At 68.0% G+C, this 20,569-nt stretch carries 21 protein-coding genes; 5 read left to right on the top strand and 16 right to left on the bottom strand.

All coding sequences use genetic code 11. The annotated features are described in order from the left end of the window. The first annotated feature begins 61 nt into the window (after positions 1-61). On the top strand, positions 62-628 hold the full coding sequence (locus GOY17_RS05630) for a Smr/MutS family protein (protein WP_157029636.1): 567 nt from the start codon (positions 62-64) through the stop codon (positions 626-628). Positions 629-668: 40 nt separating this feature from the next. Here GOY17_RS05630 and GOY17_RS05625 read toward each other — a convergent pair whose 3' ends face one another. From GOY17_RS05625 to GOY17_RS05585, 9 genes are all read right to left on the bottom strand, one after another. Next, the gene (locus GOY17_RS05625; RefSeq protein WP_157029635.1) at positions 669-911 is read right to left on the bottom strand and encodes a hypothetical protein; all 243 of its coding nucleotides are present in this window, start codon (positions 909-911) and stop codon (positions 669-671) included. 149 nt (positions 912-1,060) lie between these two features. Next, positions 1,061-2,113 carry a tRNA pseudouridine(13) synthase TruD gene (truD, locus tag GOY17_RS05620; RefSeq protein WP_157029634.1) on the bottom strand — a complete coding sequence of 351 codons (1,053 nt, stop codon included), beginning with the start codon at positions 2,111-2,113 and terminating at the stop codon, positions 1,061-1,063. Further along, positions 2,110-2,589, bottom strand: coding sequence for a 2-C-methyl-D-erythritol 2,4-cyclodiphosphate synthase (ispF, locus tag GOY17_RS05615; RefSeq protein ID WP_157029633.1), 480 nt, complete (start codon positions 2,587-2,589; stop codon positions 2,110-2,112). The genes truD and ispF overlap by 4 nt, the downstream gene beginning before the upstream one ends. Positions 2,590-2,664: 75 nt before the next feature. Then, positions 2,665-3,372, bottom strand: coding sequence for a 2-C-methyl-D-erythritol 4-phosphate cytidylyltransferase (gene ispD / locus GOY17_RS05610; RefSeq protein ID WP_157029632.1), 708 nt, complete (start codon positions 3,370-3,372; stop codon positions 2,665-2,667). Further along, the gene (gene ftsB, locus GOY17_RS05605; RefSeq protein WP_115840918.1) at positions 3,369-3,713 is read right to left on the bottom strand and encodes a cell division protein FtsB; all 345 of its coding nucleotides are present in this window, start codon (positions 3,711-3,713) and stop codon (positions 3,369-3,371) included. The genes ispD and ftsB overlap by 4 nt, the downstream gene beginning before the upstream one ends. Positions 3,714-3,731: 18 nt before the next feature. Continuing rightward, a complete protein-coding gene (gene eno / locus GOY17_RS05600) occupies positions 3,732-5,018 on the bottom strand; it encodes a phosphopyruvate hydratase (protein ID WP_115840919.1) in 1,287 nt (428 codons plus the stop codon). 113 nt (positions 5,019-5,131) lie between these two features. Further along, entirely contained in the window at positions 5,132-5,965 is an 834-nt protein-coding gene (kdsA, locus tag GOY17_RS05595; RefSeq protein ID WP_115840920.1) for a 3-deoxy-8-phosphooctulonate synthase, read from the bottom strand. Positions 5,966-6,097: 132 nt separating this feature from the next. After that, on the bottom strand, positions 6,098-7,762 hold the full coding sequence (gene pyrG, locus GOY17_RS05590; protein WP_157029631.1) for a CTP synthase: 1,665 nt from the start codon (positions 7,760-7,762) through the stop codon (positions 6,098-6,100). 201 nt (positions 7,763-7,963) lie between these two features. Next, complete coding sequence (locus GOY17_RS05585; protein WP_157029630.1) at positions 7,964-8,197, bottom strand: hypothetical protein; 234 nt, start codon at positions 8,195-8,197, stop codon at positions 7,964-7,966. Positions 8,198-8,491: 294 nt separating this feature from the next. On the opposite strand from GOY17_RS05585, the gene parE reads away from it, so the two are divergent. Further along, complete coding sequence (parE, locus tag GOY17_RS05580) at positions 8,492-10,399, top strand: DNA topoisomerase IV subunit B (RefSeq protein WP_157029629.1); 1,908 nt, start codon at positions 8,492-8,494, stop codon at positions 10,397-10,399. 127 nt (positions 10,400-10,526) lie between these two features. Beyond that, positions 10,527-12,134 (top strand): outer membrane protein assembly factor BamB family protein, encoded by a 1,608-nt coding sequence (locus tag GOY17_RS05575; RefSeq protein WP_157029628.1) that lies wholly within the window; start codon positions 10,527-10,529, stop codon positions 12,132-12,134. A gap of 56 nt (positions 12,135-12,190) precedes the next feature. Here the strand turns inward: GOY17_RS05575 and hutG are convergent, their stop codons facing one another. From hutG to GOY17_RS05550, 5 genes are all read right to left on the bottom strand, one after another. Further along, positions 12,191-12,988 (bottom strand): N-formylglutamate deformylase, encoded by a 798-nt coding sequence (gene hutG, locus GOY17_RS05570; RefSeq protein ID WP_157029627.1) that lies wholly within the window; start codon positions 12,986-12,988, stop codon positions 12,191-12,193. A 21-nt stretch (positions 12,989-13,009) separates the two neighbouring features. Continuing rightward, positions 13,010-14,356, bottom strand: a complete 1,347-nt coding sequence (gorA, locus tag GOY17_RS05565) for a glutathione-disulfide reductase (RefSeq protein ID WP_157029626.1) — start codon at positions 14,354-14,356, stop codon at positions 13,010-13,012. 67 nt (positions 14,357-14,423) lie between these two features. Further along, on the bottom strand, positions 14,424-15,680 hold the full coding sequence (locus tag GOY17_RS05560) for an NAD(P)/FAD-dependent oxidoreductase (protein WP_157029625.1): 1,257 nt from the start codon (positions 15,678-15,680) through the stop codon (positions 14,424-14,426). Between the two features lie 10 nt (positions 15,681-15,690). After that, positions 15,691-16,977: a DUF418 domain-containing protein gene (locus GOY17_RS05555; protein WP_232338583.1), complete on the bottom strand. Its 1,287-nt coding sequence runs from the start codon at positions 16,975-16,977 to the stop codon at positions 15,691-15,693. 224 nt (positions 16,978-17,201) lie between these two features. Further along, the gene (locus GOY17_RS05550; protein WP_115840927.1) at positions 17,202-17,681 is read right to left on the bottom strand and encodes an FKBP-type peptidyl-prolyl cis-trans isomerase; all 480 of its coding nucleotides are present in this window, start codon (positions 17,679-17,681) and stop codon (positions 17,202-17,204) included. Between the two features lie 182 nt (positions 17,682-17,863). On the opposite strand from GOY17_RS05550, the gene GOY17_RS05545 reads away from it, so the two are divergent. Then, on the top strand, positions 17,864-18,331 hold the full coding sequence (locus GOY17_RS05545) for a C40 family peptidase (protein WP_157031611.1): 468 nt from the start codon (positions 17,864-17,866) through the stop codon (positions 18,329-18,331). Positions 18,332-18,466: 135 nt separating this feature from the next. Continuing rightward, a complete protein-coding gene (locus GOY17_RS05540) occupies positions 18,467-19,147 on the top strand; it encodes a C40 family peptidase (RefSeq protein ID WP_157029623.1) in 681 nt (226 codons plus the stop codon). Positions 19,148-19,355: 208 nt separating this feature from the next. On the opposite strand, the gene GOY17_RS05535 is transcribed toward GOY17_RS05540, so the two are convergent. Beyond that, complete coding sequence (locus tag GOY17_RS05535) at positions 19,356-19,853, bottom strand: acyl-CoA thioesterase (protein ID WP_157029622.1); 498 nt, start codon at positions 19,851-19,853, stop codon at positions 19,356-19,358. Continuing rightward, a complete protein-coding gene (locus GOY17_RS05530) occupies positions 19,850-20,476 on the bottom strand; it encodes an NADPH-dependent FMN reductase (RefSeq protein ID WP_198173822.1) in 627 nt (208 codons plus the stop codon). The genes GOY17_RS05535 and GOY17_RS05530 overlap by 4 nt, the downstream gene beginning before the upstream one ends. Positions 20,477-20,569 lie beyond the last annotated feature (93 nt).

Raw genomic sequence — 20,569 nt, 5'->3', positions numbered from 1 at the left:
ACGTCCCGGCAACATCGCGTCAACGGTTTGCGGTATCGGCCCGCAACGCTAGGCTGATGGCATGTCCGAACGACGCGACGATGACGAAGACGACGCCGAGCTGTTCCGCTCGGCGATCGGTCCGGTGCGCCCGATGCGCGAGACCGCGCCGCCGCCGTCCGCGCCCCGGCCGCGCCCGCGCGCGCGCATGGCCGAGCGCGACGAGGCGCAGGCGCGCGAGCAGTTCCGCCATGCGCTCGAAGACAGCCTGCTCGAAGCCGGCGACGCGCTGAGCTACCGGCGCGACGAGGTGTCGCCGCGCCTGTTGCAGAAGCTCAAGCGCGGCGAGATCTCGGTGCAGGAGGAGCTCGACCTGCATGGCGCCGACACGCGCGAGGCCGAGCAGCTGGTGCGCGCCTTCCTGCACGATGCCCGACAGCACGGCGTGGGCTGCGTGCGGATCGTCCATGGAAAGGGATTGCACGGCGCCGCGTCGATCGCGTCGGGCGGCCAGCCCGTGCTGAAGAACCTGGTGGACCGCATGCTGCGGCATCGCGCCGACGTGCTCGCGTTCCACTCCGCGCCGCCGGCGCAGGGCGGCACCGGTGCGGTACTGGTGCTGCTCGCGCCCCGCCGTCTCCGTTCGTGACGATCCGCCCGGAACGGAAGCCGGAGGGCGACGGGCAGGTTTACTTCGGTTCGCCGGTCGTCTGCGCGACCTGGTCGGCCGTCTTGTGCGGCACGTTCACCCAGACCACTTCCAGTCCGCGACGACGCGCGATGCGCTCGACGTAGGCGACGTATTCGTCGTCGGCGTCGTTGAGCGAAGGCGCACGCGGTTCGGGCACATAGGTGGACCTGGATTCCATGCCGGCACAGGCCGACATTCCGACGAGCGACAGCAACACGGCCATGCGTAGCGATGCGTTCATGACGACATCTCCATGACGATTCGCCGGGCCCCGTGGCGCGGCGGCAGCGCGTTGCGACGCTGCAATTCCGGTATACGCCGGCCGTCGGACGGAGCCAGTGCCGCCCGATCCTTTCCGACGAACGGTCGCGGATGCGGCGTGAAGCGTGGCTAGCCCGCCCGCCCCACCGCGCGTACGTCGCCCAGTTCGGCGAGCACGACCGTGGCGTATGCACCCGGCGGCAAGGCGAAGGCGACTTCGAGCACGTCGTCGTCACGCCACGACCACGTCAGTTCCGCCGGCTTCAGGCGCAACGCGCGGCGCTCCTGCTTCAGGCCTTCGGCTTCCAGGCCGGCGCGCAGTGCGAGCGCTTCCTCGCCGGAGAGCGCTTCGGTTTCCAGCCGCGCGGCGTCACCCGTCGAACGCAGTTCGCCGCGTCCCCACAGCGGGCCGGTCGGATGGATGTCGAACGCGGCGAGCCGATGCGCGAGCGCATCGTCGAACGGCTCGGGGCCGAACACGCTGCGGCTTCCGTCGAGCATCCAGACCTCGCCGTCGACCGGCGAATCCCAGCACCCGCGCTGCACGCGTTGCGCGAGCACGCGGTTGAACAGTTCCGAACGTGCGGCGGACATCAGCAGCGTGCGCTGCTCGCGACGCACGCGGCGCCCGGCGAACATCGCACGTGCATTGGCGACGTTGTCACCGTCGCGGCCGAAGCGCTGTTCGCCGAAGTAATTGGGTACGCCGCGTTCTGCGATGGATTGCAGGCGCTGTTCGATCGCCGCGCGTTCGCCGGACACGCAACGCAGCGTGAGCACGAAGCGGTTACCCGCCAGCGCGCCGCGCGGCAGCTTCTTCGCGTGCCAGGTGTGTTCGACAACGGTGAGGCGTTCTTCGCCCTGCGCGAAATCGAGCGTCGAAAGGTCAGGGGCAACCTTCTTCGGCAGGTGCACGCTGAAGCGTTGCCGCGTGACGGCGTGGCGATCCTTCAGCCCCGCATAGCCGATCGCGACCTCACCCACGCCGGCCCACTGCGCGATGTGCTTCGCCGCGAAGCCGGTGTTCATGCCGCGCTTCTCGACGGTGAGCAGCAGGTGTTCACCGGCACCGGAAGGCTCGAATCCTGGCAGTTCCTCAACGACAAAATCCTCCGGCGTCGTGCGCATGTTGGCCGACAGCACGGCCTCGCCGTGCGCGCGCGGCAGCGCGGCCTCGCTCACGACTTCACCAGCAGGCACACGGCCATCGCGGCGATGCCCTCGCCGCGCCCGGTGAAACCGAGCTTCTCGCTGGTGGTCGCCTTGATGCTGATCGCGTCGATCTCGACGGCGAGTTCCTGCGCGAGCACCTCGCGCATCGCCATCGCATGCGGTCCGACTTTCGGCCGCTCGCACACGACGGTCACGTCGGCATTCCCCAGGCGCCATCCGCGCTCGCGCGCGAGCGCATCGCAGTGGCGCAGGAACGCGCGACTGTCGGCGCCCTTCCACTGTGGATCGCTCGGCGGGAAGTGCTTGCCGATGTCGCCCAGCGCCAGCGCGCCGAGGATCGCGTCGCACAGCGCGTGGATCACGACGTCGCCGTCCGAATGCGCGAGCACGCCGCGATCGTGCGGCACGCGCACGCCGCCGAGCACGACATGGTCGCCGTCGCCGAACGCGTGCACGTCGTAACCCTGGCCGATGCGGATGCTCATGTAGTTCTGTTCCGGGGTGCTTCGATTGGGAGGTGTTTCGACGACGCCGTCGAAGCGCCTGCGGCATTGCGGACGTCAGGCGCGTTCGGCCGTTCCACGCGCGAGAAGATACTCCGCCAACGCGAGATCCGCGGGCGTGGTCACCTTGAGGTTGTCCTCGCGCCCTTCCACCAGTGCCGGGTGCGCGCCCATGCGCTCCATGGCCATGGCTTCGTCGGTGACGACGACGCCGTCGGCACGGGCGCGTTCCAGCGCGGCCGTGAGTGCGCCGCGCCGGAAGGCCTGCGGCGTGAACGCGCGCCACAGCGCCGAACGCGGCTCGGTCGAGACGATGTGCGCGGCCGCGTCGGCACGCTTGAGCGTGTCGCGCACCGGTGCGCCGAGGATGGCGCCATCGGCGTGCGTCGTTGCCACGTCGATGAGTCGATCGATGTCGCCTGCGTGCAGGTTCGGGCGCGCGGCGTCGTGCACGAGGATCAACGCGTCGTCGCCGACATCCGATGGCAGCGCGTGCAGCGCGGCGAGCACCGAATCGGCGCGTTCGCCGCCGCCATTGCAGCGCAGCAGCGGCTTCCCATGGCGCGAGGTCCAGCCCGGCCAGCGTGCATCGTCGGCGGCCAGAGCGACCATCGCGCCGTCGATGCGCGGGTGCGAAAGCAGCGCGTCGAGCGCGTGCGCGATCAGCGGCTTGCCGGCCGCTTCGAGGTATTGCTTGGGAACTTCGCCGCCGAAGCGTGTGCCACGGCCGGCGGCGGGCAGCACCGCCCAGATGCGCGGTGTCACGGCGCCGGAGCCTGCGCGTCGTCGGCAGGCGGCGTGTCGGTGGCGGGCGTGGTCGAACCTTCCGGCTCGACCACGCGATAGAACGTCTCGCCGGGCTTGATCATGCCCAGCTCGCTGCGCGCGCGTTCCTCGACCGCCGCTTCGCCGGACTTGAGGTCCTCGACCTCCGCCGCGAGTGCGTCGTTGCGCTGCTGCAGACCCGCGTTTTCGCGCGTCTGCTGCTGCACCTGCCGGTCCAGGCGGGCGACTGAGCGGCTGCCGCCCTCGCCCACCCAGAGGCGGTACTGCAGGAACGCCAGCAATCCGGCGAGCAGCACCAGCAGCAGTCGCAACCAGCGCATGCGCGCGTGCCCCGTGCCTTAGCGCTTGAGGGAAACGAAGGCGTCGCGGCCGGCGTACTTCGCGGCCGAACCGAGCGCTTCCTCGATGCGCAGCAGCTGGTTGTACTTGGCGACGCGGTCGCTGCGGCACAGCGAGCCGGTCTTGATCTGCGTGGCGGTCGTGGCAACGGCGATGTCGGAAATCGTCGTGTCCTCGGTCTCGCCCGAACGGTGCGAGACGATCGCCGCGTAGCGGTTCGCGTCGGCCATCGCGATGGCTTCCAGCGTCTCGGTCAGCGTGCCGATCTGGTTGACCTTGATCAGGATGGCGTTCGCCACGCCCTGGTCGATGCCTTCCTTGAAGATCTTCGGGTTGGTCACGAACAGGTCGTCGCCGACCAGCTGCACCTTCTTGCCGATCTTGTCGGTGAGCTGCTTCCAGCCGGCCCAGTCGTGCTCGGCCATGCCGTCCTCGATGGTGACGATCGGGTACTGCGCGGCCCAGTTGGCGAGGAAGTCGACGAACTGCTCGCTGGTCAGGCGCTTGCCTTCACCGGTGAGGTTATACTTGCCGTTCTCGTAGAACTCGCTGGAGGCGACGTCCAGGCCGAGCAGGATGTCCTCGCCCGCCTTGTAGCCGGCCTTGCCGATGGCTTCCAGGATGGTTTCCAGCGCTTCCTCGTTCGAACGCAGGTCGGGCGCGAAGCCGCCTTCGTCGCCCACCGCGGTGCTCAGGCCGCGGCCCTTGAGCACGGACTTGAGCGCGTGGAACACCTCGGTGCCGGCGCGCAGCGCCTCGGCGAAGCTGTCCACGCCGACCGGCAGGATCATGAATTCCTGCAGGTCCACGTTGTTATCGGCATGCGCGCCGCCGTTGATGATGTTCATCATCGGCACCGGCAGCACGGCCTCGCGGTTGCCGGCAAGGTACTTCCACAGCGGCAGCTTCTTCGATGCGGCCACGGCGTGGGCGTTGGCGAGCGACACGCCCAGCAGCGCGTTCGCGCCGAGTCGGCCCTTATTCTCGGTGCCGTCCAGGTCGATCATGCGGCGATCCAGGCCAGCCTGGTCGTCGGCGTCGAAGCCTTCCAACGCCTTGGCGATCGTGGTGTTCACGTTCTCCACCGCGCGGCGCACGCCCTTGCCGAGGTAGCGCGTCTTGTCGCCGTCGCGCAGTTCCACGGCTTCCTTGGTGCCGGTCGACGCGCCCGAGGGCACCGCGGCGCGGCCGAAGCTGCCGTCAGCCAGCGTGACTTCGGCTTCGAGGGTCGGATTACCGCGGCTGTCGAGGATTTCGCGGGCGTGGACTTTGGCGATGGTCGTCATGGGTTTCGTCGTAGGGGCGAAAGCGGATTTGGACACGGATTAAAGCAGAACCGGACAAGGGCGGCACGGCGCGCTACGGCAGCGCCGTCGCAGCACGCCTCGTCCGGCAAGGTTCAGACCGTGGATTCGAGGAAACCGTTCTTCTTGGTGATCCGGTCGATTTCCAGCAGCGTTTCCAGCAGCGCGCGCATCTTCGGCAGCGGCCACGCGTTCGGGCCGTCCGACAGCGCTTCGTCCGGCACCGGATGGGTCTCCATGAAGATGCCGTCGATGCCGACCGCCATCGCCGCGCGCGACAGCACCGGCACGAATTCGCGCTGGCCGCCGCTCTTGCCGCCGGCACCGCCGGGCAGCTGCACCGAATGCGTGGCGTCGAAAACCACCGGGCAGCCGGTGTCGCGCATCACGCTCAGCGAGCGCATGTCGCTCACCAGGTTGTTGTAGCCGAACGACACGCCGCGCTCGCACGCCATGATCTGCGTGTTGCCGGTGGCCTTGGCCTTGTCGGTGACGTGCTTCATTTCCCACGGGGAGAGGAACTGGCCCTTCTTGATGTTCACCGGCTTGCCGGCGCGGGCGACGTTCTGGATGAAGTTCGTCTGGCGGCAGAGGAACGCCGGCGTCTGCAGCACGTCGACGACGGCCGCGACCTCGTCCATCGGCGTGTATTCATGCACGTCGGTCAGCACCGGCACGCCGATCTGCTTCTTCACCTCGGCCAGCACCTTCAGGCCTTCCTCGAGGCCGGGGCCGCGGAAGCTGGTGGCGGAGGTGCGGTTGGCCTTGTCGAAGCTCGACTTGAAGATGAAGTTGATGCCGAGCTCGGAGGTGATTTCCTTGAGCTTGCCGGCGGTATCGAGCTGGAGCTGCATCGACTCGATCACGCAGGGGCCGGCGATCAGGAAGAAGGGTTGGTCCAAGCCGACTTCGAATCCGCAGAGGTTCATTCGCTTCTTCGCTTTTGAGCCCTCCCCTTCAAGGGGAGGGTTGGGTGGGGATGGTGTGGCGTGGTGTACCGCATCCGGAAAGGGACACCATCCCCTCCCCGGCCCTCCCCTTGAAGGGGAGGGAGAACAGCGTCAGGCCGTCGCTTCCTTCAGCAACCGACCACCCGCCTGCGCCTTGCGCTCACGCGCGGCGCGGATGAAACCGACGAACAGCGGATGGCCGTCGCGCGGGGTCGACAGGAACTCGGGATGCGCCTGGCAGGCCAGGAACCACGGATGCGCATCGCGCGGCAGCTCCACCATCTCCACCAGCAGGTCGTCCATCGACTTGGCGCTGATGGTCAGGCCGGCGTCTTCCAGCTGCGTGCGGTAGCGGTTGTTGAATTCGTAGCGGTGGCGATGGCGTTCGGCCACGACGTCCTTGCCATACATCTCGCGCGACAGCGTGCCCGGCTTCAGGCGCTGCTCCTGCAGGCCCAGGCGCATCGTGCCGCCCAGGTCGCTTTCCTCGCTGCGGCGTTCGATCTCGCCCGAGGACGTGCGCCATTCGGTGATCAGGCCGATCACCGGATGCGGGCTGGCCTTGTCGTTCTCGGTGCTGTTGGCGCCGGACAGGCCCGCGACGTGGCGCGCGTAATCGACCACCGCCGCCTGCATGCCGTAGCAGATGCCGAAGTACGGAAGGCCGGTCTCGCGCGCAAACTTCGCGGTGAGCACCTTGCCTTCGAAGCCGCGATCGCCGAAGCCGCCCGGCACCAGGATGCCGTCGACGTCGTTCAGCGCGTCCACGCCCTGCTGTTCGATGTCGGACGACTCCAGCCACTTCAGCTTCACGCGCGTGCGCTGGCGCAGGCCGCCGTGCTTGAGCGCTTCGGCGACGGACTTGTAGGCGTCCTGGTGGTCGACGTACTTGCCGACGACGGCGATGGTGACGTTGTCGACCGGATGCTCGCTGGCATCGACGACCTCGTCCCATTCCGAAAGGTCGGCGGGGCCAGCGTTGATGCGCAGGCGGTCGAGCACGATCGCGTCCAGGCCTTCTTCCTGGAAGCGGCGCGGCATCTTGTAGATGTTGTCCAGATCGACGGCCGAGATGACCGCACGTTCGGGGACGTTGGTGAACAGCGCGATCTTGCGGCGCTCGCTGTCGGGCAGCGGCTGCTCGCTGCGGCACAGCAGGATGTCGGGCTGGATGCCGATGGAGCGCAGTTCCTTCACCGAGTGCTGCGTCGGCTTGGTCTTCAGCTCGCCGGCGGCGGCGATCCACGGCACTAGGGTCAGGTGCATGAAGATGGCGCCGTCCGGACCGCGCTCGGAGCGGATCTGGCGGATGGCCTCCAGGAACGGCAGCGACTCGATGTCGCCCACCGTGCCGCCGATCTCGACCAGGCCCACGTCGAAGCCGTCGGTGGCCTCCACGATGCAGCGCTTGATCTCGTCGGTGATGTGCGGGATCACCTGCACGGTGCCGCCGAGGTAATCGCCGCGGCGTTCCTTGCGGATCACGTTGTCGTAGATCCGGCCGGTGGTGATGGAGTTCTTGCGGGACAGGCGCGTGCGCAGGTAGCGCTCGTAGTGGCCCAGGTCCAGGTCGGTCTCGGCGCCGTCGTCGGTGACGTACACCTCGCCGTGCTGGAACGGGCTCATGGTGCCGGGGTCGACGTTGATGTAGGGGTCGAGCTTCATCATCGTCACGCGCAGGCCGCGCGCTTCGAGGACGGCCGCCAGCGAGGCTGCTGCAATGCCCTTGCCAAGCGAGGACACCACGCCGCCGGTGACGAAAATCAGGGGAGTCATGGTTTTACTGCCGCTGGAAAGCCGTAGTTTACCGGCTCGGCCGGTTGAGGGCGAGCCGAGTCGCGTTCATGAGGGTGCATCGATGCGTTCCGCGGCGCCGGCTTGGCACCCGCGCCCCACAACCGCGCGGCTTCACGCCGGAAACGAAAACGCCCCGCGGCTGCGGGGCGTCGGAATCGCGGACCGCGGCAGCGGCGAGGCTCAGCGCTCGTCCTCTTCCTCCGGCTCGCGGGTCGGGTCGGACTGGTCCTTCTTGCCGGCCTTGCCGGTGTCGGCCTTCGGCGCATCGGCCTTCTGGCCGGCCTTGTCGCGCGACTGCTGCGACTGTGCGTTCTTCGCCGCGTCGGCCTGCGGCGCGGGCTGCTGCTGGGCGAAGGCGGGCGTCGCCAGCGTGGCGGCGATCACGGCGGGAAGGACGAGCTTGCGGATGTTCATCGGATACGACCTCCAGTGGAGAGAACACGCCCTGAAGCGGGCGGCGCTGCGGGCGGGCCGCGACGCTGGCGGCACCCTACCCTCGCGGCGCCAAGCCTGCACTGAACGGGGCGCCGGGACCGATGTGGGGCGGTCGCCGGCCCGACACAAGGGTCGCGGGCGCGTCTCAACCTGGGTGACAGGTGGCCCCGATGCTTCCCGACCGGACCGGCATCACCCGCGTGTTGTATTTCCGGCCCGGGCCACCGACCATCCCCGCTCCGCCTTGTACGTCCTCGAAGAAGTCGTCGAAGAATGAGTTCCCGTTACAACGCCGCAGACATCGAAGTCCTTTCCGGCCTTGACCCCGTCAAGCGCCGCCCCGGCATGTACACCGACACCGCGCGCCCGAACCACCTGGCGCAGGAAGTCATCGACAACGCCGTCGACGAGGCCCTCGCCGGCCACGCGCGCACCATCGAGGTGACGCTGCACAACGACGGCAGTTGCTCGGTGTCCGACGACGGCCGCGGCATGCCGGTGGACATCCACCCCGAGGAGAAGATCCCCGGCGTCGAACTGATCCTCACGCGCCTGCACGCGGGCGGCAAGTTCAGCAACAAGAACTACACCTTCTCCGGCGGCCTGCACGGCGTGGGCGTCAGCGTGGTCAACGCGCTGTCCAAACACGTCGAGGTGAGGATCAAGCGCGACGGCAACGAATACCGCATGACCTTCAAGGACGGCGACCGCGCGACGCCGCTGGAAGTCGTCGGCACCGTCGGCAAGAAGAACACCGGCACGCGCGTGCATTTCTGGCCCGACGCGAAGTACTTCGACACGCCCAAGTTCAACGTGCGCGCCCTGCGGCACCTGCTGCGCGCCAAGGCCGTGCTGTGCCCGGGCCTGACGGTAAAACTGTTCGACGAAGCGACCGACGAGCGCAACGAGTGGTACTACGAGGACGGCCTGCGCGATTACCTGCGCGGCGAACTTGCCGAGCGTGAGCTGCTGCCGCCGGAGCTGTTCGTCGGCAAGCTCACCAAGGACACCGAGACCGCCGACTGGGCCGTCGCGTGGGTCGTTGAAGGCGAGCTGGTGCAGGAAAGCTACGTCAACCTGATCCCGACCGCGCAGCACGGCACGCACGTCAACGGCCTGCGCACCGGCTTCACCGACGCGCTGCGCGAGTTCTGCGATTTCCGCAACCTGCTGCCGCGCGGCGTGAAGCTCGCGCCGGAAGACGTGTGGGACCGCGTCGCCTTCGTGCTCAGCATCAAGATGACCGACCCGCAGTTCAGCGGGCAGACGAAGGAACGCCTGTCGTCGCGCCAGGCCGCCGCCTTCGTCGAAGGCGCCGCGCACGATGCGTTCTCGCTGTGGCTCAACCAGCACGTCGAACTGGGCGAGAAGATCGCGCAGCTGGCGATCGAACGCGCCGCCGCGCGCCTGAAGACCGAGAAGCAGGTCGTCCGCAAGAAGGTCACGCAAGGCCCCGCGCTTCCGGGCAAGCTGGCCGACTGCTCGAGCCAGGACCTGTCGCGCACGGAACTGTTCCTCGTCGAAGGCGACTCCGCCGGCGGCAGCGCGCGCCAGGCCCGCGACAAGGATTTCCAGGCGATCCTGCCCTTGCGCGGCAAGATCCTGAACACCTGGGAAGTCGCGTCCGGCAGCGTGCTCGCTTCGCAGGAAGTGCACGACCTCGCCGTCGCCATCGGTTGCGATCCGGGCAAGGACGATCTGTCGGGCCTGCGCTACGGCAAGGTGGTGATTCTCGCCGACGCCGACTCCGACGGCCTGCATATCGCGACGCTGCTCAGCGCGCTGTTCCTGAAGCATTTCCCGTCGCTGGTCGCGGCCGGCCACGTGTTCGTCGCGATGCCGCCGCTGTTCCGCGTCGACGTGGGCAAGCAGGTGTTCTACGCGCTCGACGAAGAGGAAAAGCGCATCCTGCTGGAGAAGATCGAACGCGAGAAGGGCGATCGCAAGAAGGGCTTCAGCGGTCAGGTCAACGTCACCCGCTTCAAGGGCCTGGGCGAGATGAACCCCTCGCAGCTGCGCGAATCGACGATCCATCCCGACACGCGCCGCCTCGTGCAGCTCACGGTGGATGACGACACGCAGACGCATTCGCTGATGGACATGCTGCTGGCCAAGAAGCGCGCAGGCGACCGCAAGCAGTGGCTGGAGACGAAGGGCGACCTGGCGACGCTGGAAGTCTGACTGGCCGAGGTCGGGCCGATGCGAGGCTGGGGAGCCTCGCTGCGAATCACCGCCCGCATGACGCGGGCGGATATCACTCAGGGAAACAACAGGGGGAGTCGTGAGTTCAAGGAATGCAGGATTCGTGGTGGCCATCGCCGCCGCGATCTTCGTTGCCGGCTGTGGCGGTGGCGGCGGTGGTGGAAATGATTCCGGCGGTTCGTCGCCGGCGCCCAGCTCACCCGCGCCACAGGGGACGGTGACCCTCACGCCGAAGGGGCCGGTGACGGCATCCGCTACGGCTGGGGAACCGCTCGCGGCGGTCCTCGAAGGCAGCTGGCAGGGAAACAACCTTCCCGCAGGCAGCGCGGTCCATCTCAAGGTCAACGACCCGACCGGCACCTTCGCCAATCCCGCGGTGCAACCGGCACCGGCAGGCGGCACTTTCCGTTACGACCTCACGCCGAGGAACCTCGTGCTGAGCGGCGATCATGCAGGCCAGCTCGAGATCACCGCATGCCGCGACGCCGGATGCGTGCAGACGTGGGGGCCGGCAGTGCGCGTCGATTTCCGCATCACAATCAGCACACTGGGCGAGTGGGAAACGCTGAACCGCGACGCCACGCATGCCAGCTTCGTGCCGACTTCATTCGATCCGACCGCGCTGCGCATGGTCTGGGAATGGGACGCTCCCGAAGTCGCTGGCGCGCTGGAACGCTACATCGGTCGGCCGACCACGGCGAACGGTTCGCTCGTGGTGGTTTCCGGCGGAACCACTAGCGATGGCAGTCAGCGCAACACGATGTTCGCCTTCAACGAATACGACGGCTCGCCACTATGGAGCCGCGCGGTCCCGAACGGCGTCTCGGCAGTGGCGCCGGCCAGCAATGGCGTACTGGCGTATCTGGTCACGCTGGGCTCGGACACGCTGATCAACGCCTATGACGGAAAGACCGGGGCGGCCGCATTCAACTACGCGCAGGCCACGCAGCGCCTCGCCACGGTACTCGCCCCCACCCACGATCGTGGACAGTTGTTCTTCTTCGCCGGCGCAAACGGCGAGGAACTGCATGCGGCAGACGCCCGGACGGGCGCTCGCCTGTGGGCATCTCCACGCACCCTGCTGCAATCGACGACGCCCACGCTCGACAGCGGGCACCTCTACTATCAGGCAGGCAACGAGATCGCGAGCATCGACCGCCGCAATGGCGCCTACGTGGGCTCGATCTGGGACATGGACTCGGATGGCGCGATCCTCCCCGGCTCAACGACCATCGCGCTCGGTTCGCGTAACAACCTCATCGCACGCACGTACCATCCGGCGCGTGGCCAGCGGCTGTCGAGTTTCGACATCGCGTCCCGCACGAAGCAGTGGATCACGAGCGATCGATACGGGAGTTTCTACGCGGTGGGCAACGGGGCGGTCTATGCCACGCGATCCGGCCCGGCATACGCGACCATCGACGCCCTCGACGAGGCGACGGCCCGCATCTTGTGGACCTGGACGGCTCCCGTCGCCGACAACCAGACGCGCACCCTCAACAATGTCGTAGCCACCCGGAACATGGTGTTTGTCAGCACCGAGGACGCCGCCACCGGGCACAGCCTGCTCTGGGCAATCGATGCGAAGACGGGACAGACCGCCTGGCGCCAGGAAGAAGGCGGATACATCGTGATGTCGGGCAATCGCACGCTGTATGTCGTCTCGCGGCGCGGAACCACGATGGACCACGTCCGCGCTTTCCGCACACCCTGACCTGGTTGCGTCGCCTGCCGGTGCAGGCGACGCAACTGCCGGGCACGCCGAAGCGATCAGACAGCGAGCGTCGCCCGCAGCAGGTTGCGGATCACCGCCTGCAGCGTCGCCGCCTTCCCGGCGTCGTAGGCGAAGCTGTCCTCGTCCATGTAATTGCGCTGGCTGACTTCCAGCTGCACCGTCTCCACGCCTCGTGCGAGGTCGGCGTAATGGCGCGTGATGTAGCCGCCCTTGAAACGGCCGTTGACGACGTGGTCGTAGTCGATCTGACCCTCCAGCACCGCTTCCAGACGCTGCTGCAATGCCGGCGAACAGCTCGCGCCCCCGGCGGTGCCCAGGTTGAGGTCCGGCAAACGGCCTTCGAACAGGAACGGCAGGTTGCTGCCGCGGATCGAATGCCCCTCCCACAGCACCACTCGACCGTGTTGCGCGCGCAGGCGCTCGATTTCGCCCGCCAGCGCGTCGTGGTACGGACGCCAGTAACGCTCCACGCGCGACGCGATCTCGGCTTCGTCCGGCGCCTGTCCTTCGAGGTACACGGGCTCGGCGGTGAACTGCACGGCCGGACACAGGCCCGTGGTGTTCTGGCCCGGATACAGCGAGGTGTCGTCAGGCGGACGGTTCAGGTCGACGACGTAGCGCGAATGACGCGGCACGATGATCGACGCGCCCATCTCGCGCGCGAAGTCGTAGAGCACCGACACGTGCCAGTCGGTATCCGGCGCACGGCGCGCGGCCGGCACCATGCGTGCTGCGAGTTCCTCGGGAATGTGGCTGCCGTCGTGCGGCAGGCTCACCAGCAGCGGCGCGGTGCCGCGATGCAGGGTGAAGACGTCGGTGTCGTGGGCGTTCATCGTGCAGGTCTCGTCGCGCGTTCAGCGCATCAGCACCACTTCCTCGGCGCTGGTCGGATGGATGGCGACCGTGTCGCGCAGGTCGTTCAAGGTGATGCCACGCTTCAGCGCGACGGCGAAGCCCTGGAGGATCTCGTCCGCCGCTTCGCCCAACAGGTGGATTCCGATCACGCGCTTTTCGTCGCCCAGGCACACCAGTTTGAACAAGCTGCGCTGCGGGAGGTCGGCAAGCGCCGAGAGCATCGGCCGGAATCCGGCGCGATACACATGCACGGCATCGCCATGGATTTCACGCGCCTCGCGCTCGGTGAGGCCCACCTGCCCGATCGGCGGATGCGAGAACACCACGGTGGGAATGTCGCGCGCATCCAGCAGTGCGGTCGCGCCGCCATACACGCGATCCATCAGGCGCCGCGCCGCGGCGATGGCCACCGGCGTGAGCGGCGGATTCGGCGTGATGTCGCCGATCGCGAAGATGCCGTCGACATTCGTCGCATGGCGTTCGTCGACAGCGACGTGGCCGCCGACATCGGTGGCGACGCCGGCGCGCTCCAGTTCCAGTCGCTCGCTGTTCGGCTTGCGACCCGTGGCGAACAGCACGGCATCGAATGGATCGCTCAGCTCGCCGTCCTCGCAACGCACGCGCCTGCCCTTGTCTTCCAGCGCGGCGATCGAATGACCGAAATTCAGGCGGATGCCGGACTGCCGGTAATCCTCGCCGAGCTGCATGGCCAGTTCGTGATCGAACCCGTTGAGCAGGCGATCGCCACGCACGAAGAGATCCACGCGGCTGCCGAGCGCCTGCAGCAGGCCCGCCAGTTCGACCGCGATGTAACCGCCGCCGACGATCGCGACACGTTCGGGCGCCGCACGCCACTGGAAGAAATCGTCCGACACGCTGCCCCATTCGGCGCCGGGGATCTCCGGCCGGTGCGGGCGCCCGCCCGTGGCGATGAGGATTCGTCGCGCGCGCAGCAACGTACCGTTCTCGCATTCGACCGTCCGCGCATCGACGAAGCGGCCGAAGCTCGGCACCACCATGATCCCCGCCGCATCGAGCCGGCGGCGGTAACTGGCGTGGATGTTGGCGATGTAGCGCTCGCGGTGGACGATGAATTCCGGCCAGTCGAGTGTCGCCGGCGGGACGTCGAATCCGAGCGTCTGCGCGAGGCGCAGCCGGCCGGCGACGTCCGCCGCGAGCCACATCGCCTTCTTCGGAACGCAGCCGACGTTCACGCACGTGCCGCCGAGCAGGTGCGGTTCCAGCATCGCGACGCGCGCGCCGTGTTCGGCCGCGCGGAATGCACCGGCGAGGCCGCCGGAGCCGCCGCCGATGACGATCAGGTCGAAGCCGGCTTCCAGACTCATGCGCGCATGCTCATGCAGATGCGGTCATCGCGACGTGCACATCCCGGCATGTTCGTTTCGCACCCGGTCACGAGAAACGCTCGATGCCGTAGGGAACGGGATCGAGGTCGGGGCGACGCCCGACGACGAGGTCGGCGACGAGTTGGCCGGTCGCGGCGCTCATGCTCACGCCCATCATCCCGTGGCCCGTCGCGATGATGACGCGTTCGTTGCCGGGCACGCGGCCGATGATCGGCACGTCGTCGCAGCTCATCGGACGCCAGCCGAACCATTGTTCCTGCTTCTGCGCGCCGTACGGCTCGTGCAGGTATTCGCTCGCGCCGCGTTCGAGCGCGGCGAGCCGGCGCGGGTTGAGCGTGTCGTCGTAGCCACTGAACTCCATCGTGCTGCCGAGACGGAAGCCGCTTTCCCAGGAGGTCACGCAGACCTGGCGCTCGCGCAGCACCAGCGGGCGGCGCGGCACGCGCGACGGCGTCGAGTACGTGATCGAGTACCCCTTGCCCGGCTGGATCGCACTTTTGAGGGCCGGCGCGCCGATGGCGTCGGCGAGCTTGGGCGACCATGCGCCCAGGGCCATCACCATCTCGCGCGCGGCGATGTCGCCCTGCGCGGTCGATACACGCACGCCGTCGCCGTCGTCGCGAACGCCGGTGAAGGCGCAATGCTCGACGATGGTGCCGCCGCGGGCGCGCACCACGCGCGCGAGTTCGCCGACGTAGCGGTCCGGCCGCAGCACGGCGTCGCCATCGAAACGGATCGCGCCGGCGACGCCCGGCTTGAGCGCGGGCTCCATCAACTCGTACGTGCGGCCGTCCACCACGTCCACGCGCACGCCCAGTTCGCGAAGGAAACCGACTTCGTCCTGGAAGTGCTCGAACTCGTGCGGATCGCGGAAGACGTAATCCTCGCCGGAATGGGCGAACTCGCAGGCCAGGTCGTAATCGCGCACCCAATCGGCGAGGCGATCGCGCGAGTCGTTGAGGATCGCGGACTTCGCACGCGCACTGCTGCGCCAGTCGCGGTCGTTGCAGCGCACGGCAAAGCGCAGCAGCCACGACCACAAGGCCGGATCGAAACGCGGCGCGACATAGAGCGGCGCGTCTGGCGTGAGCATCCAGCGCAATGCGCGCAGGACGACGCCAGGCGCGGCCAGTGGCGGAGCGTGGCTGGGCGTGATCGTGCCGCAATTGCCGTGCGAACTGCCGCCGCCGACACGGCCGGCGTCGATCACGCGGACGCTTCGTCCGCTTTCCAGAAGAGCCAGGGCGCTGGCCAGTCCGATCACGCCGGCCCCGACGATCACCACATCTTCGCGCTGTTCCATGGGCATCAGTTTAGGGGGTCAGGGCAGACGTGGCCCGCATCGGCGGGAAACGACCATACGTAAACGCCCGCCAGAGCCATTCCACCGGGCCGAAACGAAAATGCGAAAGCCATAGGCGACTGGCCACGACCTGCATCGCGAACAGCACCACGACGCCCAGCAGTTCCCATCTACGCGGCACGCGGCCCCACAGGCCGAGGCCATAGCCATAGAACACCAGGGTGCCGACGATCGACTGCAGCAGGTAGTTCGTGAGCGCCATGCGCCCTGCCGGCGCGAGCGCGCCGAGCATGCGCGCGCCCGTCCGTGTCTGCAGCGCGCGCAGCGTCCATGACAGGTAACCCAAGCTCATCAGCGGTGAGGCCAGCAGCATGAGCGACACGGCCAGCAAGGCTCGGGCGCCGTCGGTCTCCCAATCGAAGCGCGTCGCCACCGACACGCTCGCAAGCGCGAGCCCGACGCCGGCCGGCAACGCGACGAACCGCAGCACGCGATGCAGGCGAAGATGCGCCGCGGGATCGGTGATGGCGCCACTGCGCAGAAGCCAGGCGCCCATCAGGAAGATGCCCAGCGCGAAGACCTCGAACACGAGCGTCTCGTCGAGGTTGTCGATGAAGAAGCGACCGCGGACGAGCACCGCGTCCCACCACGAGCCGCTCGAATAGGCGACGACTTCCTCGGCACGACGCGCCTTCTCGAGCGCGAGTCGCGCGGCTTCCGAAGCGGAATGGTCGGCCTGCGCCGGCTCCGGCGAGACCCACATCATCCCCGCCATCAGCAGCAGCGCCAACGCGGGCACCCCGTACAGCGCCGCGCCCCATCGGCCCTGACGCGCCGGTTCGGCATCCCGGAACCACAGCAGTACGACGGCGCCGAGCGCATAGGTGATGAGGATGTCGCCCGCCCAGATAAGCAGCGCGTGTACCAGCCCGATGAGCATCAGGCCGGCCGCGCGGCGCAGGTACAGCGTGCGGAAGTCGATGCCGGCGACACGCGCGCGCTCGTCCAGCACCGCGAAGCCCATCCCGAACAGCAGCGAGAACAGGATCCAGAACTTGCCCTGCACGAAGACGTAGACCAGCCAGGCCAGCGCGTAGTCCACCGGGTGCAGCGACGGGTCCAGCCCCTGACCCATGTCGCGCAGCGGGCGGCTGAAATACTCCACGTTCATCAAGCCGATGCCGAGCAGCGCGAGTCCGCGCAGCACATCGAGCGACACCACCCGCTCGCTCGCCGCGACGGGAACCGCGGCCGACGCATGTTCGCGCGATCGCGTGCTCGATACCTGCGTGGTCACCACCGCGCCGTTCCCTGCATCAGCCACCACCCCCGTTCGCCGTAGAACGATTAGAGCACGCAGCCGATCGATGGGCCTGCGCCGCATCGGACTTCTGCGTTCGGAAAAGCGCGCGACCGGCAGTCGGGGTTAGCCGCGTGCGGTGGCTTGGAACGACGGCAGCGCCGGAAACAGAACGGCCCGCTTTCGCGGGCCGTCGGTATCGCAGGAACGTCGAACGTCGATCAGTGGTGATGGCCGCCGTCGCCGTGCACGTGGCCGTGCTCGATTTCTTCGGCCGACGCTTCGCGCACTTCGACGATCTCGATGGCGAAGTGCAGGTCCTTGCCGGCCATCGGGTGGTTCAGGTCGACGTCGACCACGCTCATGCCGACCTTCTGGATCGTCACGGCGCGCGGACCGAAGTTGGTCGGCAGCACGGCCTGCATGCCCGGCTCCAGGCGGGCGCCCTTGAAGTGCTTCTTCGGCACGCGCTGGGTCAGACCCTCGCGGCGCTCGCCGTAGGCCTCGGCGGCGGTCACGTCGACTTCGAACTTGTCGCCGGCTTCGCGTCCGTCCATCGCCGTTTCGAGGCCCGGGATGATGTTGCCGTGGCCGATGAGGATCGCGAGCGGCTCGCGGCCTTCGGAGGTTTCCAGCGGCTCCTGGCCGACCTCGGAGACGGTGTAATGGAAACGGACGACGCGGTCTTTCTCGATCTTCATTGGACTGGAACTCGGCTGGTGGCCACGACGGCGGCGGCCCGGGTGCGGCGGCAGGCTTGCCGTCGACGACATGAACGGCCAAAGTACCGGCCGTGACGAAAGCTCGGCATTATCCCGGCAAGCTCATTCCCGCGCCAGCGCGCGGCCTTCACCTCATTCTTCTTGGCGTGCTCGTCGCCGCGATGGCCGGCTGCGGCGGCGGTCGCGAGACGGTGCGCCGAAGTGCGCCCCCGCAGCAGCGGGTGTGGCCGATGGTGGAGCCGGCCGATCCGGTCGCGGCCAATGCGGTCCTGATGCGGGCGATCAGCCTGGTCGGCACGCCGTATCGCTACGGCGGAAACACGCCGGAAGGCGGCTTCGACTGCAGCGGGCTGGTCAATTACGTGTACCGCGACATGCTGTCGCTGAGCCTGCCCCGGACCTCCCGCGACCTCGCGGCCTTCCAGGGCCCCAAGATCGTTCCGGATCGCCTCGCGGCTGGCGACCTGGTGTTCTTCGGCCAGAGCGGCAACGTCAGCCACGTCGGTATTTACGTAGGTGAAGGACGCTTCGTCCACGCGCCCAGTACGGGGGGCACCGTGCGGCTGGACCACCTCGACGGCAGTTACTGGCGGGACCATTACACCGGCGCCAAGCGGGTGCTTCGGTGAAGTCCAAGTGAAGCCCTTGGCACGATTTGTGACACCGTCCGAATTCACTTAACGAAGTTTTTACGAAATACGAACGACATTCGTCGTTCACGCAGGCATCATCCCCGGCGACTGTGTTGCCGTGAACTCTGCGTGATGCCCTATACGACCCCAGGCGCCCTTGCCGCCCCGACCTTCCGACACCGGATCAAGACCCGGTTCGCGATTGCCGCCGCGCTGGCCCTGATGGCCGTTCCGGCCTTCGCCCAGCAGATGCCTTCGTCCTCCCTGGCCGGCGATTCGGCCGACGCACCAGCCCCGGTGGCGCACCACACCCTTCCGGAAGCGATGAGCCTGTCCGACCGCGCCCTGCTGCTGGCTACGGACATGAACCGCTACCTCGTCCCCGCCGCGGCGGCGGGCGAGCCGATGACCCAGCTCCCGGCGGAGGAGCAGGGCAAGATCAAGACCGTCCTCCAGCGCGCGATGGCCCTGCTGGGCACCCCCTACCGCTGGGGCGGCAGCGACCCGAACAAAGGCTTCGACTGCTCGGGCCTGGTCGGCTACGTCTTCCGTAACGCGCTGGGCATCGAACTGCCGCGCGTCTCACGCGACATGGCGAAGACCGGCGAGCTCATCAACGACCGCGCCAAGCTCAATGCCGGCGATCTGGTGTTCTTCGGTCGTCGCGGCCGCGTCGACCACGTGGGCATCTACGTCGGCGAAGGCCGCTTCGTCCACGCGCCCAGCCGCGGCAAGGACGTGCAGGTGTCGGAGCTCAACGGCGGCTACTGGGGCCAGAAGTTCATCGAAGCGCGCCGCGTCGAAGGGATCTGACCTTCGCAGCGCTTCAGCCGAAGGGCCGCCGAAAGGCGGCCTTTTTGTTTGGTCGCAGTGGTTTGGGCGCGAACGGAGGCACTCGCGGCATCTCGATGGCGCTGCCGCCGCCGTCCATGGCGAAGCCCCGACGCTTCGGAACGTCCGGCCGGGCCATCCACGGCCCGGCGTGCGGCGGGCCGCGGCAATGCCGCGTGGGCGGCCGGCCTTACCCCTCGTTCACCGCCGCCAGCCGCTCGACCGTCTGCTCGATGCCCTTGCTCAGCTCCATCACCTTGAGGGCGTATTCGGCCAGGCGCTTGTCGTCGTCGTTGACGGGCGTCCACGGCGGCACCGCGGTCGGCTTGCCTTCGACGGCGTCCAGCGCGACGAAGACGATGATGCAGTGGGTGCAGAGCCGCTCCTGCTCCGGCCCCTCCATCGGGTCGCGCGCCTTCACGTCGACGGCGAAGTGCATGCTCGTCGTGCCGGTGTGGACCAGCTTCGTGTGGACCGTGACCAGATCGGAGATGCGGATCGGCGCGACGAAGCGGATGCCGCCGACGGCGACGGTCACGCTGTAGGTGCCGCTCCAGCCGACCGCGGCTGCATACCCGGCCTGGTCGATCCACTTCATCACCATGCCGCCGTGGACCTTGCCGCCGTAATTCACGTCGGTGGGTTCGGCGAGGAACCGCAGGTTGAGTTCGCGCTGACGTCCGCTCATGCCGTCGCTCCTTTTCGATCGACCGTTGAATTCATCACGCCTAGATGCCGCACCACCGCCGCGCCGACACCGTGCACGCTAGTGCGCAGGCGGTCGTCGTTGAGGACGCCGTAATCGGTGAGCTTGTCGGCCGCCTGCCCGACCGCGACCTGCTGCGGCACCACGAGCAGGCCGAGCTTGGCGAGCGCGTCGCGCAGCACCAGCAGCGAACGCAGGCCGCCGAGCGGACCGGGCGAGGCCGATACGATGCCTGCCACCTTGTCCTGGAAGAGCGTCACGCCCGACCGGCCGGATTCAAGCGGCCGCGAGATCCAGTCCAGCGTGTTCTTCACCAAAGCCGGCATCGAGCCGTTGTACTCGGGCGTGCTGACGAGCAGCCCGTCGTGTTCGGCCATCAGCGCCTGCAGGCGGCGCGCGTTCTCGGGCATGCCGTCGGCTTCGATGTCGCCGTCGTAGATCGGCAACGCGAAGTCGCGCAGTTCGATCAGCGTGACCTGCGCGCCGGCGGCACGCGCGCCTTCGGCCAGCACGTGGATGAGGCGGCGGTTGTACGAGCCCTGGCGCAAGCTGCCGGCGAAGGCGAGCAGGCGGGGCGCTGGCACCCCGGGCGTTGGATCGGGCATTGCGGGCTCCGTGTCGGGGCGTCGTCGGGAGGGCATCGATTATGCGCGGCCTCGCGCGCTTGCGGCGGCAACGTTCGCGCGCGATGCTCGCGG

The organism is Lysobacter soli (assembly GCF_009755585.1).
Classification (GTDB): domain Bacteria; phylum Pseudomonadota; class Gammaproteobacteria; order Xanthomonadales; family Xanthomonadaceae; genus Lysobacter_J; species Lysobacter_J soli.
This window is presented reverse-complemented; position numbering and strand designations above follow the sequence as displayed.